13 protein-coding genes are annotated in these 13746 nt (G+C 67.9%); 6 read left to right on the forward strand and 7 right to left on the reverse strand.

Annotated elements, in window-relative coordinates; genetic code table 11:
• Nucleotides 1-65: 65 nt before the first annotated feature.
• The 4 genes from AC6JBM_RS20670 to AC6JBM_RS20685 form a co-directional block, all read right to left on the reverse strand.
• Complete coding sequence (locus tag AC6JBM_RS20670; protein ID WP_497985211.1) at nucleotides 66-2552, reverse strand: ATP-binding cassette domain-containing protein; 2487 nt, start codon at nucleotides 2550-2552, stop codon at nucleotides 66-68.
• A 65-nt stretch (nucleotides 2553-2617) separates the two neighbouring features.
• On the reverse strand, nucleotides 2618-3775 hold the full coding sequence (locus AC6JBM_RS20675; RefSeq protein ID WP_350624660.1) for a substrate-binding domain-containing protein: 1158 nt from the start codon (nucleotides 3773-3775) through the stop codon (nucleotides 2618-2620).
• A gap of 50 nt (nucleotides 3776-3825) precedes the next feature.
• Entirely contained in the window at nucleotides 3826-4854 is a 1029-nt protein-coding gene (locus tag AC6JBM_RS20680; protein WP_497985212.1) for an ABC transporter permease, read from the reverse strand.
• Between the two features lie 29 nt (nucleotides 4855-4883).
• Nucleotides 4884-5624, reverse strand: a complete 741-nt coding sequence (locus AC6JBM_RS20685) for an SDR family NAD(P)-dependent oxidoreductase (protein WP_497985213.1) — start codon at nucleotides 5622-5624, stop codon at nucleotides 4884-4886.
• Nucleotides 5625-5905: 281 nt separating this feature from the next.
• On the opposite strand from AC6JBM_RS20685, the gene AC6JBM_RS20690 reads away from it, so the two are divergent.
• From AC6JBM_RS20690 to AC6JBM_RS20715, 6 genes are all read left to right on the forward strand, one after another.
• Nucleotides 5906-6790 carry a carbon-nitrogen hydrolase family protein gene (locus AC6JBM_RS20690; RefSeq protein WP_497985214.1) on the forward strand — a complete coding sequence of 295 codons (885 nt, stop codon included), beginning with the start codon at nucleotides 5906-5908 and terminating at the stop codon, nucleotides 6788-6790.
• 50 nt (nucleotides 6791-6840) lie between these two features.
• Nucleotides 6841-7815 (forward strand): cyclase family protein, encoded by a 975-nt coding sequence (locus AC6JBM_RS20695; RefSeq protein ID WP_497985215.1) that lies wholly within the window; start codon nucleotides 6841-6843, stop codon nucleotides 7813-7815.
• A gap of 62 nt (nucleotides 7816-7877) precedes the next feature.
• Entirely contained in the window at nucleotides 7878-9572 is a 1695-nt protein-coding gene (locus AC6JBM_RS20700; protein ID WP_497985216.1) for a dihydroxy-acid dehydratase, read from the forward strand.
• Nucleotides 9573-9675: 103 nt separating this feature from the next.
• The gene (locus AC6JBM_RS20705) at nucleotides 9676-10386 is read left to right on the forward strand and encodes a GntR family transcriptional regulator (protein ID WP_350624638.1); all 711 of its coding nucleotides are present in this window, start codon (nucleotides 9676-9678) and stop codon (nucleotides 10384-10386) included.
• 45 nt (nucleotides 10387-10431) lie between these two features.
• Nucleotides 10432-10620: an ATP-binding cassette domain-containing protein gene (locus tag AC6JBM_RS20710; protein ID WP_497985217.1), complete on the forward strand. Its 189-nt coding sequence runs from the start codon at nucleotides 10432-10434 to the stop codon at nucleotides 10618-10620.
• A 15-nt stretch (nucleotides 10621-10635) separates the two neighbouring features.
• Entirely contained in the window at nucleotides 10636-10962 is a 327-nt protein-coding gene (locus tag AC6JBM_RS20715) for a hypothetical protein (protein ID WP_497985218.1), read from the forward strand.
• A gap of 429 nt (nucleotides 10963-11391) precedes the next feature.
• On the opposite strand, the gene AC6JBM_RS20720 is transcribed toward AC6JBM_RS20715, so the two are convergent.
• The 3 genes from AC6JBM_RS20720 to AC6JBM_RS20730 form a co-directional block, all read right to left on the reverse strand.
• Nucleotides 11392-11844 (reverse strand): MaoC family dehydratase, encoded by a 453-nt coding sequence (locus tag AC6JBM_RS20720; protein ID WP_497985219.1) that lies wholly within the window; start codon nucleotides 11842-11844, stop codon nucleotides 11392-11394.
• A gap of 88 nt (nucleotides 11845-11932) precedes the next feature.
• Entirely contained in the window at nucleotides 11933-13132 is a 1200-nt protein-coding gene (locus tag AC6JBM_RS20725; RefSeq protein WP_497985220.1) for an ABC transporter substrate-binding protein, read from the reverse strand.
• Between the two features lie 140 nt (nucleotides 13133-13272).
• Entirely contained in the window at nucleotides 13273-13743 is a 471-nt protein-coding gene (locus AC6JBM_RS20730; RefSeq protein ID WP_350624628.1) for a Zn-ribbon domain-containing OB-fold protein, read from the reverse strand.
• Nucleotides 13744-13746 lie beyond the last annotated feature (3 nt).

The raw sequence follows: 13746 nt of genomic DNA on the forward strand, positions 1-13746 counted from the left end.
GAGATCTCCGGGCCTGGTGCTTCTTGGTCGAACCACCAACTACCGGAGACCTCCCCATTTCTCGATCACCGCTGGCTCCGGCGTTGCGCCTGGGCGAAGAGTCCGGTCGCCGCGAGTGCCATCAGGCCGGGTAGCCAGTACTGCCATGCCTGCGACAGCCCGGCGAACACGGCAACATTCTGGGTCACCTGCAGCAGCAGCACGCCGAAGAGCACCCCGATGAAACTGCCGCGTCCACCGAAGATGGAGGCCCCGCCGAGGACGATGGCGGTGATGCTCGCCAGCGTGTACGAGGTGCCTGCGGTCGGGTCGCCCACACCGATCTGGGCCGCCAGCAGCAAGCCGCCGAGCAGCGCGCACACCGAGCTCGCCACGTAGGCCAGCACCTTGACCTTGCCGACCGGGATGCCGCGCTTGTGCGCCGCCCGGTCGTCCGACCCGCTACCGCGTAGGAAGAGCCCGGCCATGCTGCGCCGGGAGACGAACTCGAGCGCGATCACGAGTGCCGTACCGAGCAGCACCGCCCAGGGAATCGGGCCCACGCTCGCCTTCAACACATCGGTCACCGGCTGGGCGATCGTGCCTCCGGGCGTGTCCCGCATGGCGAGCGACAATCCTTGCAGCGCCATGTACGTGACGAGCGTGGCCACCACCGGCGTGACGGCCGCGAATCGCACCAGCGCCCCGTTGCATAGCCCGGCCGCCCCCGCCAGCAACACCATGAGGAGAAAGCCCACGATCCACCACCCGACCGCGAAGTCGGCGCTGACGTAGAACGACGCCACGACGACGAGCGTGCCGCTCAGCGGGCCGACGGACAGATCGATACCGCCCGTCATCATCACGATCAACTGACCGACGGCCAGGAACAGCACGGGAGCGAGCAACTCCAGCACGCTGGCGATGTTGAAGCTCGACAGGAACCGGGCGTTCTGCGCTGCGCCGACGACGCCGAGGGCGACCACGGCGGCGGCCAGGAACACGCTCGGACTCTGCTCGCCGGCGAGGAAACGCCGCCAGCCCCGGCGCGGAGGCCCTGCCGACGCGGTGCTCCGGTCGGCATGGCCGGCGACCGACCCGGTCAGGGATGCCGCAGTGATGGCCTCGTCCGTGATGTCGGCGCCGGTGAGGTCGGCCACCACCCGGCCCTTGGAGAAGACCAGGACCCGGTCGCACAGCCCGGTGAGCTCCGCGTTGTCCGAGCTGAGCACGACGACAGGAACGCCGTTGTCGGCGGTGGCCCGCAACCGGTGGTAGATGTCGGAGCGCACGCCGACGTCGATGCCCTGCGTCGGCTCGTCACAGAGCAGGACCTTGGGATCGGAGAGCAATGCGCGGCCGAGTACCACCTTCTGCTGGTTGCCGCCGGACAGTGTCTCGACGGCAACCTCCGGTGAAGCAAGCTTGACGCCGAGGCTCGCGATCTCCCGCTGTACCACCTGATCTTCACGCTGGCCGCCGATGACTCCGTGTCGTGCCGTCCGGTTGACGGCCGCGACGGCCAGGTTGTCGCGAACGGAGTGGACCGTGGCGACACCCTCGACGTGACGTTCCTGCGGCATGAGGACGATGCCTGACCGGCGCGCCGAACGCGGATTCGACACGTTGGCCGAACGACCCTCGACCAGCACTTGGCCGTCGCACGGCGCGGCACCGCCGAGGGCCCGGATGAACTCGCGCTGGCCGTTTCCTTCGACCCCGGCAAGGCCGAGGATTTCGTGCCGCCCGAGTTCCACGCTGACATCGATGAAGCGGTCCGAAGTGAGGTGCTGTACCTGCAGGACGGGTTCGCCCGGGTCGCGGGCGCGGCCGGGAAACAGCGCCGCGACCTCGCGGCCGGCAACGCGGGTGACGATCTCCTGCTCGGTGACCTCGGAACGGTTGAACGTTCCGCGCGTCTGCCCGTCGCGCAGGACCGTGATGCGGTCGGCCAGCGCGAAGACGTCGGGCAGGCGGTGGCTGATGTAGACGACCGCGACACCGCGGGCGGCCAGCTGCTGGATGCACTCGAACAGCCGGGCGGTCTCGGCGGCCATGAAGGGCTCGGTGGGCTCGTCGAAGATGACGACCTGGGGGTCACAGGCCAGCGCGCCGCAGATCTCGACCGCCTGCTTCTCCGCCAGGGTCAGGGTCCGGGCCGTCGCGGTGGGATCGATCGGCATCCCCATCGCAAGCAGTTTGCCCACCGCCCACCGCGTCGCACCGGAGAACCTGGGCCGCTGCCGGTCCGGTACCGACAGCATGAGGTTTTCGGTCACCGTGAGGTCGGGCAACAGCGCCGGATGCTGGAAGGCGATCGCGAGCCCCTCCGACCGCGCGGCGGTCGGCGAGCTCTCGGTGATCACTCGGCCGGCGATCTCGATCTGCCCGCTGTCCGGCTTGAGCGCACCGGAGGCGACGGCCATGAGGGTGGACTTTCCGGCGCCGTTGCCGCCGACAAGCGCGTGGATCTCACCGGCGTGGACTTCGAAGTCGACCCTGTCGAGTGCGAGGACGCCGGGGAAGCGTTTCGTCACGCCACGCATGACCAGGCGGGCGTTCGATGCGTCCATGGTGCGTGTCCCTTCGTGCTTGGCCGCAGCCGGGGCGACCGGCTGCGGCCAGGCCTGGATGTGCCTCAGTTGTAGACGTTCTTGAGTTCGTCGGCGGGCATCTGGGCGGACAGGATGGCGCTGGTCGGCAGCGTCGGTTCGCACTTGGGCTGCTTGGCGCTGTCGAAGCTGTCCTCGTAGATCGGGATGTTGATGATCTCGGGCTCGTCGTTCTTGATGCCTTCCTTGGCGGCGACGGCCTTGCGCAGGGCGAGCCGGACGATCCACGTCCGGCTGGACACGGTGACAACGTTGAAGTCCGGCTGCTGGGTGTGCGTCTGCTTCCACTCGCACGCGAAGCCGTTGAGGTCGTTCGCGGTCCACAGTGGCAGCTTGCGGTTGGCCGATTGGAAGGCACGGATGCCGCCCAGCGAGCCGTCACCCGAGTCGGAGATGATCGCGTCGACCTTCGGGTACTTCGTCAACAGCCCGGCGACGACGCGTTGCGTCTGGGCGGGGTTCCAGTTCGTGTCGATCGGCTTCCCGGCGTCGTTCAGCAGCTTCACGTTCTTGCAGGCCGCGTTGCTGGCGAACTCTTCCTCGACGCCTTTGAGCTCGGTCGTGCTCTGGGTGTTTCCCGGTGTACCGCCGAGAAAGAGGACGTTGCCACCCGCGTCGCCCAGATGCTCACACGTCCACCGTGCCCAGGTATGTCCGTCGTTGATGGTGTTGTGGCCGACGAACGTCGTGTAGTCCTTGCCCGGCGTGCCACCCGGATTGGCGGTCCAGGGCACCACGGCCACGCCGGCCTGAAACGCCTCCCGGAGGGTGGGCAGCAGCGCCTCACCGGCATCGGGGAAGACGACGATCGCGTCGGCGCCCTGGCTCACGAGCGCCTTGATGTCGCCGATCGCCTTCTGCGGGTTGTTCTGGGCGTCGGAATACGGCAGCACGGTCAGGTTGGGACACTTGCGTGCCTCGTTCTCGAACTCCGCACGGGCCGTCTTGCGCCAGGCGTTGTCACCCGTGCCGTCAGCGAGCGCCACCTTCAGCGGTTTGCTGCCGCAGAACTCGGTGATCGGCTTCAGTTGACTGACGTCGCCGATCCGGGTGGTGTCGTTGTAGACCTTGTCGACGTTCGTGGAACTCGCCGTGTCACCCTTCGGCGTCGCACATCCCGTGATGGCGAGGAAAGCGGTGACTAGTGAGCCGGCCGCCAGCATGCGGCGTCGCTTGTAGAGCATCGTCACTCCAGTCGGGGGTGTTTCCGGTTGCCGTGATCCTTCGATCCGCGTCACCGGGCAGGGGATCCGGTTGCCTTGAAGGAGCGAGAGATCGCACCGAACGGAACCCGGCGAAGGATGACCGCCAGTGCGAGCACAGCCGCTTGGACGAGCAGTTGGACCGACGTTGTGGCGCCCGCGGCCAAGACGACCTGATTGAGCTGGGTCAGGAACAACGCCGCCCCGCCGGTGGCGGCGGCACTGCTCACGCCACCGGTCAGCAGGCTTCCGCCGAGCACCACGGCGGCGATCGACGAAAGCTGGTACGTGTTGCCGAGCAGGATGTCGGGCGTACGCAGGTATCCGGCGAGCAGCAGGCCCGCCAGCGCGTAGAGGAGTCCGGCCACGACGTAGGCGGAGATCTGATAGGTCGACGTCCGGACACCGAGCAGCCGCGCCGCCGAGGAACTCGCCCCGACGGCCATGAAACGGCGACCCGCCACCGAACGGCGTCGCAGCCACTGCGTGACGGCGACCAGAACGACGGCGATGGTCAGCAGGTTGGGAACGATCCACAGCGAGCCGGCCGCAAACTCGCTGAACCGACGATGTGCCGATCCCGGAAAGCCCTTCGACAGTTGCATGACGGCGCCGATGAGCACCGCGTTCATGGCCAGGGTGACCACAAACGCGGCAATGCCGAACCGCACCACGGCGATGCCGATGACGAGGCCTCCCACGGCACCGGCCAACAGCCCGAGGGCGGCTGCGAGCGGCACCGGCATGCCGGTCGTCTGGGGCACCTTGGTGGCAAACACGGCGGCCAGCGCCATCGCACCGGGCACCGACAGGTCGATGCCCCCCTGACTGATCACAAACGACTGGCCGAGCGCGGCGATCGCGAGGATCGCGGCGAAGGGCAGCATCGACTGCAGCGCGGAGACCGAGAGGCTGCCGGGTGCGATCAGTGGGCTGGCCGCGAAGAGCGCGGCTGCCATCACCCACACCGGCACGAACGGGCCCCGCGGCAGGCTCAGCCGGGGTTGACGCACGGGCACGTTCTGTTGCTGCGGTCCGCGTTTGTCGAAAGACATCGGCATGTACCTCCTATGAGCCCGGGATCGGCCGGTCAGACGGCGGTGTAGCCACCGTCGACCGGCACGTCGGCGCCGGTGATGAAGCTCGCCTGGGGGCTGAGCAGAAAGACGATCACTGCGGAGATCTCGGCGACGTCGGCGATCCGGCGTAGCGGATGCGCGTCCACGAGCACGCGCTCGGCCGCGGCCGGATCGGCTTGGGCGGCGAGATACGAGCGCAACTGCTCCGTTCGCACCGATCCCGGGCTCACCACGTTGCAGCGGATGTCGTGCCGGGCGTAGTCGGCGGCGATCTGCCGGCTCAGCTGCAGTACCGCGCCCTTCGACGCGCAGTACGCGGGCTGGTTCGGCAGGCCTACGCGACCGGAGATCGACGAGACATTCAGGATGACGCCGCCCGTGTCCTGTGCGACCAGCGCGCGGACGACGTGCTTGCACGTGAGGAACGTGCCGGTGGCGTTGACGCCGAGCACCCGGGTCCAGTCCTCGAGCGTGGTTTCGGTGAGGGACCGGGAGATCATGGTAGCGGCGCAGTTGACCAGCGCGTGGATGCTGCCCCATTCCTCCACCACCGCCGCGACCGCACCCTGGACGGCGGCCTCGTTCGTGACGTCGGCCGGGTAGGCCAGAGCTTGTCGCCCGTCGGCGCGCAGTTCCGCGGCGAGTCGCTCGATGCCGTCCGCTCGATGATCAACCAGCAGGACGGGGCTGCCGGCGGCGGCGACCGCCCGGGCGGTGCCGGCGCCGATCCCACCGCTCGCGCCGGTGATCATGACGACGTTGCTCATATCGACATCCTTCAAGCGATGAGGGTCTTCTCAAGCGGCCGGAGAGAGTGCCTGAACGTGCGGCCCCGACGGCACCCATGCACCTCGACGAGAGATCGTGAACCGGAGCAATGGCGGCCCATCGGCACGGAGCCAGACAGTCTGACCTGCGTCAACAACTTGCGAGCTCGAACGAGGCTGACATGCTGCATGCAGCATGTCAAGGCCCATCCGGAGACGCCCGTTGATTGACGTGCTGCATGCAGCATGCTACGTTTCGGTCCCCGTTGGAGCTGGAAGGCGGGTCACCCGAGGTGCATGAAACAAACAAAACAACGCGGGTCGCGGTTGCTCAACTGCCCTCAACCAAGGACGATCTGGACGCCAACCTAGCGATGGCGATCGGTGCGATCGGCCGCGGCGGGGCGGCGGGCCACGAGCTCCTCGTGTTTCCCGAGTGCGCACTCAGCGGATACCTGTTCGACTCGCGCGCCGAGGCTGAGCGGCGAGCCATCGCACTGGGAGACCGGCGAGTCGCCCATCTCGTCGAGGCCTGCCGACGGGCGTCGGTCATCGCCGTAGTCGGGTTCCTCGAGTCGGTCGGCGACGTGCTCTATAACGCTGCGGTGACGCTGGGGCCGGACGGGATTCTCGGGATCTATCGCAAGCAGCACCTGCCCTACCTCGGCGTCGACCGCTTCGTGGAGCCGGGCCTCGGCGACAGCCCCCGGGTGGTCGAGACCCCGATCGGCAACATCGGCGTGATGATCTGCTTCGACCTTCGCTTCCCCGAGTCGGCGCGCGTGCTCGCGCTGCAAGGGGCAGACGTCATCGCGATGCCGACCGCGTGGCCGCAGAGCGCCACCTTTCTCGCCGAGCACGTCACTCGGGTCCGGGCACTGGAAAACCTCGTCTACCTTGCCGTGGCCGACCGCGCGGACGAGGAGAACGGCGTCGCCTTCCTCGGCCGCAGCCAGGTGGTCTCACCCGCCGGCGAGGTCCTCGTCGACGCGGGCGGGGCCGAGGGGATCTTCGGCGCCGACGTGCACCTCGCCCAGGCCCGCAACAAGAAGCTGGTGATCGTTCCGGGCGAGTACGAGCTCGAGGTCTTCGCCGAGCGCAAACCCGACCAGTACCGGGAGATCACCCGGACTGCTGCGACCGGCACGTAGCCGGGCGCCGTCAGCAGGGCAGGACGAGGCAGGCGGAAAGGAGAACGGCCATGTGCGGACCCGAGTTCATCACGCCGGAGACCCGCAGGAGGATCGCGGCGTACGCCGCCGAGTTCCGGAAGGTGACGCGGAGCCCCTTCGGCGCCGAGGACGAGATCGGCATGCTCAACCTGTTGTCGCCGGCGTCGGCGCGGGAGGTCATGCGCCGAGCCGACGGCGGCGCCGCGATCGACCTCTCCGTGGACATGTTCATCGGCATGCCGTCGTGGATCAAGGCCGGCGATCCGGCCTTCCAGCAATGGATGACCCACACCCCCGGCGGCACCGTCCTGGACGACCTCACCGGCGCCGGTCGCGCCCAGAACCAGCTGGTCTCCTACTCAGGCGACGCCGTGTCGATGTATACCCACACGGGGACGCACATCGACACGCTGAACCACTTCGGGTACAACGGCGAGATCTGGAACGGATTCTCCGCGGCTCAGCACCTCAGCTCGCGGCATTGGACCAGGTGCGGCGCCGACAAGATACCGCCGATCATCGGCCGGGGTGTGCTCTTCGACGTCGCGGGCCTGCACGGCGTCGACATGCTGCCGGACAACTACGGAATCGGAGCCGACGATCTCCGCGACGCGCTTCGGCGACAGGGCACCTCGTTCGTCCCGGGAGACATCGCCCTTGTCCGCACCGGACGAATGACCCAGTGGCCTGACCCGCGACGCTACATCGACAACAGTCCGGGCCTGAACCTCGAGGGCGCGCAGTATCTGGCCCGGGCCGGAGCGGCGGTGATCGGCGGCGACAACTCGGCACTGGAGCAGATGCCCGCCGACGATCCCGAGAACTGGCAGGTGGTCCACACCTACCTGCTCGGCGAAGCCGGTGTACCGATGATGGAAATCGTCGACTGCGAGCGGCTCGCCGCCGAGTCGCTCTACGAGTTCGCCTTCATCGGCGCCTGCCTGAAGATCCGCGGCGCGACCGGGGCGCCCATGCGTCCACTCGCGATGCCGTTGGCCGGCTGAGCGCCGCGGCGCTCACAGCTCCAAATCGTCAGCATCCCGTACATGTAAGAGGTGCCCCTGTCATGCCTGCACATGAGTCCGTTTCCGCGATCGACCGCAGCCGGACCGCTTACGGCGACGACGGCTTCAGCCGGTACCTTCGCCGCGCGTTCCTCGCTTCGGCGGGCTACGACGACGTCGATCTCGACCGGCCTGTGATCGGGATCGCGGTCACGACGTCTTCCTACAACACCTGTCATCGGGAGATGCCGGCGCTGCTGGAAGCCGTTCGCAGGGGCGTCTTCGAAGCCGGTGGCCTGCCGATGGAGTTCCCGACGATCTCCCTCGGCGAGATCCTTACCTCGCCCACCTCCATGTTGTTCCGCAACCTGATGGCGATGGACACCGAGGAGATGATCCACGCGCTGCCGATGGACGCCGCCATCCTGCTCGGCGGATGCGACAAGACGGTTCCCGCCCAGCTGATGGCTGCGGCCTCGGCGGACAAGCCGGTCCTGCTGGAGGTCGTCGGACCGATGATGACCGGCAGCTGGCGCGGCGAGCGGCTCGGCGCGTGCACCGACTGCCGGCGGCTGTGGGGAGAGCACCGGGCCGGGGCCCTGGACGCCGACCAGATCACCGAAGCCCGCAGCGAACTGGTGGCAACCGCGGGGACCTGTGCCGTCATGGGTACCGCATCCACCATGGCCTGCATGACCGAGACCCTGGGCATGATGCTTCCCGGCGGAGCCACCCCGGGCGCCGTGACGGGCGCGCGCCTGCGGCACGGCACCGCAACCGGACGCCGTGCAGTCGAACTGGCCCGGCAAGGGGCGCCCCTGCCCCGGCAGATTCTGACCAGGCAGGCGTTCGAGAACGCTGTCAAGGTGCTCGCCGCGCTCGGCGGCTCCACCAACGCACTCGTGCACATGGTCGCCGTGGCTCGACGCGCAGGCGTCGACCTGTCGCTCGACGAGTTCGACACCATCGGCGCCAAAGTGCCGCTGCTCGTCGACTGCAAGCCGTCAGGCGCCAACTACATGGAGGACTTTCATCGCTCGGGCGGCCTCCCCGCGCTGCTCAAGGAGCTCGAACCACACCTGGAGACATCGACGGTCGGCGTCAGCGGGCGCCCGCTCGCCGAGTTGCTCGCGCAGACCCGCCCGCGCGAGGACTGGCAGCAGGTCATTCGTCCGCTCAGTGACCCACTCGGCCCGACTGGGGCACTGGCGGTACTGGCCGGGTCACTCGCTCCCAACGGCGCGGTGATCAAGACCTCAGCGGCCAGCCCCGAGCTGCTGCGACACACCGGCCCCGCCTTCGTGGTCGAAGCCGGTCAGGACATCGCCGCGATCCTCGACGATCCTGATCTGGACATTACGCCCGACCATGTTCTCGTACTTCGTGGGGCCGGGCCGGTCGCTGCGGGAATGCCCGAGGCCGGCGCCCTGCCCATCCCCCGGAAACTGGCACGGCAGGGTGTCCGGGACATGGTCAGGGTCAGCGACGCGAGGATGAGCGGCACCTCGTACGGCACTGTCGTACTGCACTGCGACCCCGAGGCGGCCGTCGGCGGGCCGCTCGCCGTGGTCCGTAACGGAGACCTGATCCGGCTGGACGTGCCCGCCCGGCGGCTCGACCTTCTCGTGGACGAGACCGAAATCGTCCAGCGCATGCGTGACTTCACACCGGCCGCGCTTCCCGCCCGGGGCTGGCGACGGCTCTACGCTGAGACGGTCCTGCCGGCCAGCCAAGGCGCTGATCTATCCTTTCTGTAGCCCTGCCGACCGAAACCTGGGGAATGATGGTGCCGGCGATTTTTCCGTGTAACAGAGGTCGCAGTGACCTCTCGTGCCTCGCCGATGGAAAGAGTGAGCGCGCGTGAAACCGCTGTCCAGCGATCAGGCATCGCTGACCGGGCGTGTCTTCGACCAGATCAGGGACGCGATTCGCTCCGGTGAACTGGTTCCCGGTTCCTTGTACTCGGTCGTCGAGATCGCGAACCAGCTCGGCGTGTCGCGCACACCCGTGCGCGAGGCGCTGCTGCAGTTCGCGGCGAACGGGATGGTCCGGTTCGAGCGCAGCCGCGGCGTGCGTATTCTCGAACTGTCGGTCAAGGATATCGAAGAGATCTACTCGTTGCGACTCCTCCTTGAGGCGCCGTCGGCGTACCGCGCCGCGACACGGATGAGTGATCGTGATCGTGCCGTGCTGACGAAGGCGTTCGACGGCATGCGCAAGGCGTGCGATGCCGGCGACGAGCGGCTGTTCCAAAAGCACGATCTCGTCTTCCACGAGGCCATCGTGCGGGCAGCCGGCAACGAACGCGTCGTGCAGGTGGTCGCGAACACGCGTTCCCAGATGCACGCACTCGGCCTGTCGACCACCAAGACCCGGACACTCGCCGACATTCTGGCCGTGCACGAGAAGATCTACGACAACGTCATCGCGAGAAACGCCGCCGGCGCCGGCGAGGCGGTGCAGGAACACCTCATCGGCACGCTCGAAATGCTGGTGCAGCAGTCGGCGGACCACGACCAGGCCAACGGCAAGTATCAACCCCCAGTCATCCGCCTGAAGATGCTCGAATAGTTACGCCGGACGGCCCACCCCTGGCGAGCCCATGGCGTTGGTGGCATGAGCCATGACGTGCCCCGAGCCGAAGGACTAAGCAAGAAGTTCGGGCAACGGCACGCGATGGACCGGGTCGACCTCCAGGTGCCGGCCGGCTGCGAGTATGGGCTGTTCGGGATGAACGGCGCCGGCAAGACGACGCTGATCCGGATGCTGTTGGGGCTGACCCGCCCGAGTGCCGGGCAGATGTGACTGCTCGGCCTGCCGGTGCCCGAATGGCGCATCGAAGCGCTGCGCCGGGTGGGCGCGACCGTAGAGGTGCCGCAGTTCCACTCTCACCTGTCCGGCCGGGACAACCTGCGTGCCACGGCCGCGTGCCGGGACCGGGACGCGTCCGGGCGCGTCGAAGCGGTACTCGACCGCGTCGGTCTCGTGGACCGCGCCGGCGATCGAGTCGCCGGCAAACAGGCGCTGTTGCGTTTGCCGATCGGAGGGCGCGTTGAAGCGAGCGCCGGTCGGTCTTCAGATGGCGGTGGCCGTTTCCCGAGCGCCGCAGCGCCGCAGCGACACGGTTTTCGGCAAGCGCAGGGTTGAGCGGCATGACCCACCGGTCGTCCGCGGTGCGATAGAAGCTGAGCCCGAGCGCCTGGTTCCGGTTCGCCGGCGACTCCACCGGGTAGCCGTCGAGCAGCTCCCAGCGCCGGTCGTAGAACGGACACAGCCGGTGCGGCGCACGGAAGTCCATGGTGATGTCTTGCCCTGGTCCGCCGCGGTCGCGATGCAGCGCGGCGACCGCCACCGACTTCGCCACGAGGGCGATGCTCGCGGCCCCAGCCAGCCGCAGCGGGCTGGGAACCACGGATCCGCGCCGACGAACTCGATGCGCCCGCCGCTATCCGCACGTGGCAGGCCGACGCCGCCCAAGACCTCGTCGAGTGCTGATTCGATGTCGTACGCCGCGGAGGATGCCGGAGCGGCGATGGCGTTGGGGATTCGTGCTTCGAGCGGCCCCACAGCGAAGGCTCAGGCGAAGTAGCGAGCGAGTGAGGTGACGACCGCGGCCGGACGGTCCGCGCCTTCGATCTCGATCGTGCTCTCCAGCTTAAGCTGGACGGCATCCTCGACTCTCCTGGCCTCCGCGAGCCGCGCCGTGGCGCGGATCCGGGAACCCTCGAGGACCGGGCTGATGAACCGCACCCGGTCCAGACCGTAGTTCACCGCGAAGGACACGTTCTCGACGCGGTACAGCCGGGTCGTGAGCTCGGCGAGCAGCGACAGGGTCAGGTAGCCGTGTGCGATTGTTCGCCCGAAGGGGCCGGAGGCGGCGCGGACCGGGTCGACATGGATCCATTGGTCGTCTCCGGTCACGTCAGCGAATCCGTCGATGCGCTTCTGGTCCACCAGGATCCAGTCGCTGGCTCCGAGGTCCTCTCCTTCAGAGTCGACCAGATCGGTCAGGCCATCGAAGACCCGCATGTGCTGTTTCCTTCCTCATCGTCAGGTGTCGTGGGTGACGAGCGGTGGAACGCTGGGCCCGGCCTGTTCGGGCCCAGCGTGTCCATCACTAGGGCTGCTGAGCCAGTTCCTTCGGCTTGCCGTTGACGAACTGGAACGCCACCAACGACTTGCTGAACCCGTCGCGCCCGTCGGCGAAGTTGATCAGCGCTCCCGCCTTGCCGGCGGCGCCGGTGAAGGGCGTGATGCCGTCGATCGCCTTGGCGAGCTCGTCCCCGTCGGTGCTGCCCTTGCTCGCGTCGAGTCCCTTCTTCAAAACGGTGAAGGCATCCCAGGTGGCGCCGTCCTGCTCGGCCAGCCCGAGGGCGAGATCGTCCACGCTGCCGCCGTACTCGGCGGCGTACGCCTTGATGAAGCTCTGGTACTCGGGCTTGGACGGCTGCTGGTTGGCGAGCGTGTAGATCGCCGGCAGCCTGGTGTAGGCGTCGCCGCCGATCTTCAGGGCGTCCGGTGCGATCAGCGAGCCGAACCCGACGACCGGCACCGTGACTCCGGCCTCCGCCATCGTCTTGAGCATGAGGCCGGCGTCGGCTGCCGCCGACCCGATGTGGACGACCGCGTCGGGGTGCTCGCTCTTCAGCTGGGACACGGCTGAGGTCAGGTCGGTCGCGCCGAGCGTGTAGTGCACGGTCTCACCCGGATCCAGGCCCGCGCGCTTCGCCTGGTCGACGATGGGCTGCCACAGCGTCGACCCGGTCGGCCCGTTGTCGGCGGTCACCACGGGGTGCTTGTACCCGAGCGACTTGAGCAGGTCGATCATCTGGACCGGGTAGTCGCTCTGGTCGACCGTGGTGCGGAACGTGTATTTCGCGCCGTCCATCAGCGCGGGCGAGATCGTTGACGAGTTGATGAAGACGATCTTCCGCGGCTCGACGAGCTTGCGGATGGCGAGGCCCTCGATGCTGGTGTAGCCGCCCATCATGACTTCGGCCTTGTCCACCGTGATGGCCCGCTGGGCGACCTTGGCCGACTCGTCGGCGGTGAGCTTGTCGTCGTACACCTTGAGCGTGAGCTGCCGGCCGCCGGCGCCACCGTTCGCGTTGATCGTCTTCACGGCCAGCTTGGCGGTGTTGACCATCTGGTCGGCCACGGCGGCGTTGCCGCTGGTGAGCGGGGCGGCAAAGCCGATGACCAGAGGCTTGTCGCCACCGCTCGAGGCGTTGCTGCCGTCTTTGGAGCCGCAAGCGGTAAGCGTCATTGAGGCGGCCAGCGCCAGGGCGCCGAGGCCGATTAAGGATCTGAACTTCACGAGGGGCTCCTTGGCGGGGAATGACTCAGACGTCCGATTAGTTAACATGCCTAAGCATTAGGAACTGGTGCCGCATATGGCTGGTGTCGAGGGGTGCGGAGACGGTTGCCGAACAAATGGAGCGATGAACGGTCGCGGGCTCAGCCGGAGGTGGGCTGAGGCCGCCACTGGGGAAGGCCGATCCCGTCGGCGATCCGCAGCTGGTAGGCCTGCACGCGCTGGCCGATGTGCACCTCGTCCACGGGGCAGTCGGTAATGTTGCCCATCACCCGGGGCCCTTCGTCGAGGTCGACGAGGGCGATGACATACGGCGCCTCCTCGTCGAACCCGGGCATTCCGGCCTGCCGGACGACGGTGAAGGTGTAGATGGTGCCCCGCCCACTGGCCGCCTCCCACTCGGGTGTCGCCGCACATGTGCTGCAGACAAGGCGGGGGTAGTGCTGCGCGTTGCCACAGGCAGGGCAGCGCTGGATCAGCAGCGTTCCGTCGTAGGCCGCCCGGAAGTAGGTGATGCTGACGGGGTCGAGCTCGGGGACCGGCTTCACCCACGTGTCGGCGACGTCGACGATCTCGAGGGTGTGCTGCTGGCCGCGGATGTTCTCGGATGCCATCTG

The organism is Dactylosporangium thailandense, from assembly GCF_059739745.1.

Excerpts from the sequence above, each read along its gene's own strand:
- AC6JBM_RS20685 (WP_497985213.1), bottom strand. The coding sequence starts at position 5,624 with ATGATCACCGGCGCGAGCGGTGGGATCGGCGCCGGCACCGCCCGGGCG.
- AC6JBM_RS20730 (WP_350624628.1), bottom strand. The coding sequence starts at position 13,743 with ATGGCATCCGAGAACATCCGCGGCCAGCAGCACACCCTCGAGATCGTC.
- AC6JBM_RS20675 (WP_350624660.1), bottom strand. The coding sequence starts at position 3,775 with ATGCTCTACAAGCGACGCCGCATGCTGGCGGCCGGCTCACTAGTCACC.
- AC6JBM_RS20700 (WP_497985216.1), top strand. The coding sequence starts at position 7,878 with ATGCCTGCACATGAGTCCGTTTCCGCGATCGACCGCAGCCGGACCGCT.
- AC6JBM_RS20680 (WP_497985212.1), bottom strand. The coding sequence starts at position 4,854 with ATGCCGATGTCTTTCGACAAACGCGGACCGCAGCAACAGAACGTGCCC.
- AC6JBM_RS20710 (WP_497985217.1), top strand. The coding sequence starts at position 10,432 with ATGAGCCATGACGTGCCCCGAGCCGAAGGACTAAGCAAGAAGTTCGGG.
- AC6JBM_RS20695 (WP_497985215.1), top strand. The coding sequence starts at position 6,841 with ATGTGCGGACCCGAGTTCATCACGCCGGAGACCCGCAGGAGGATCGCG.
- AC6JBM_RS20720 (WP_497985219.1), bottom strand. The coding sequence starts at position 11,844 with ATGCGGGTCTTCGATGGCCTGACCGATCTGGTCGACTCTGAAGGAGAG.
- AC6JBM_RS20670 (WP_497985211.1), bottom strand. The coding sequence starts at position 2,552 with ATGGACGCATCGAACGCCCGCCTGGTCATGCGTGGCGTGACGAAACGC.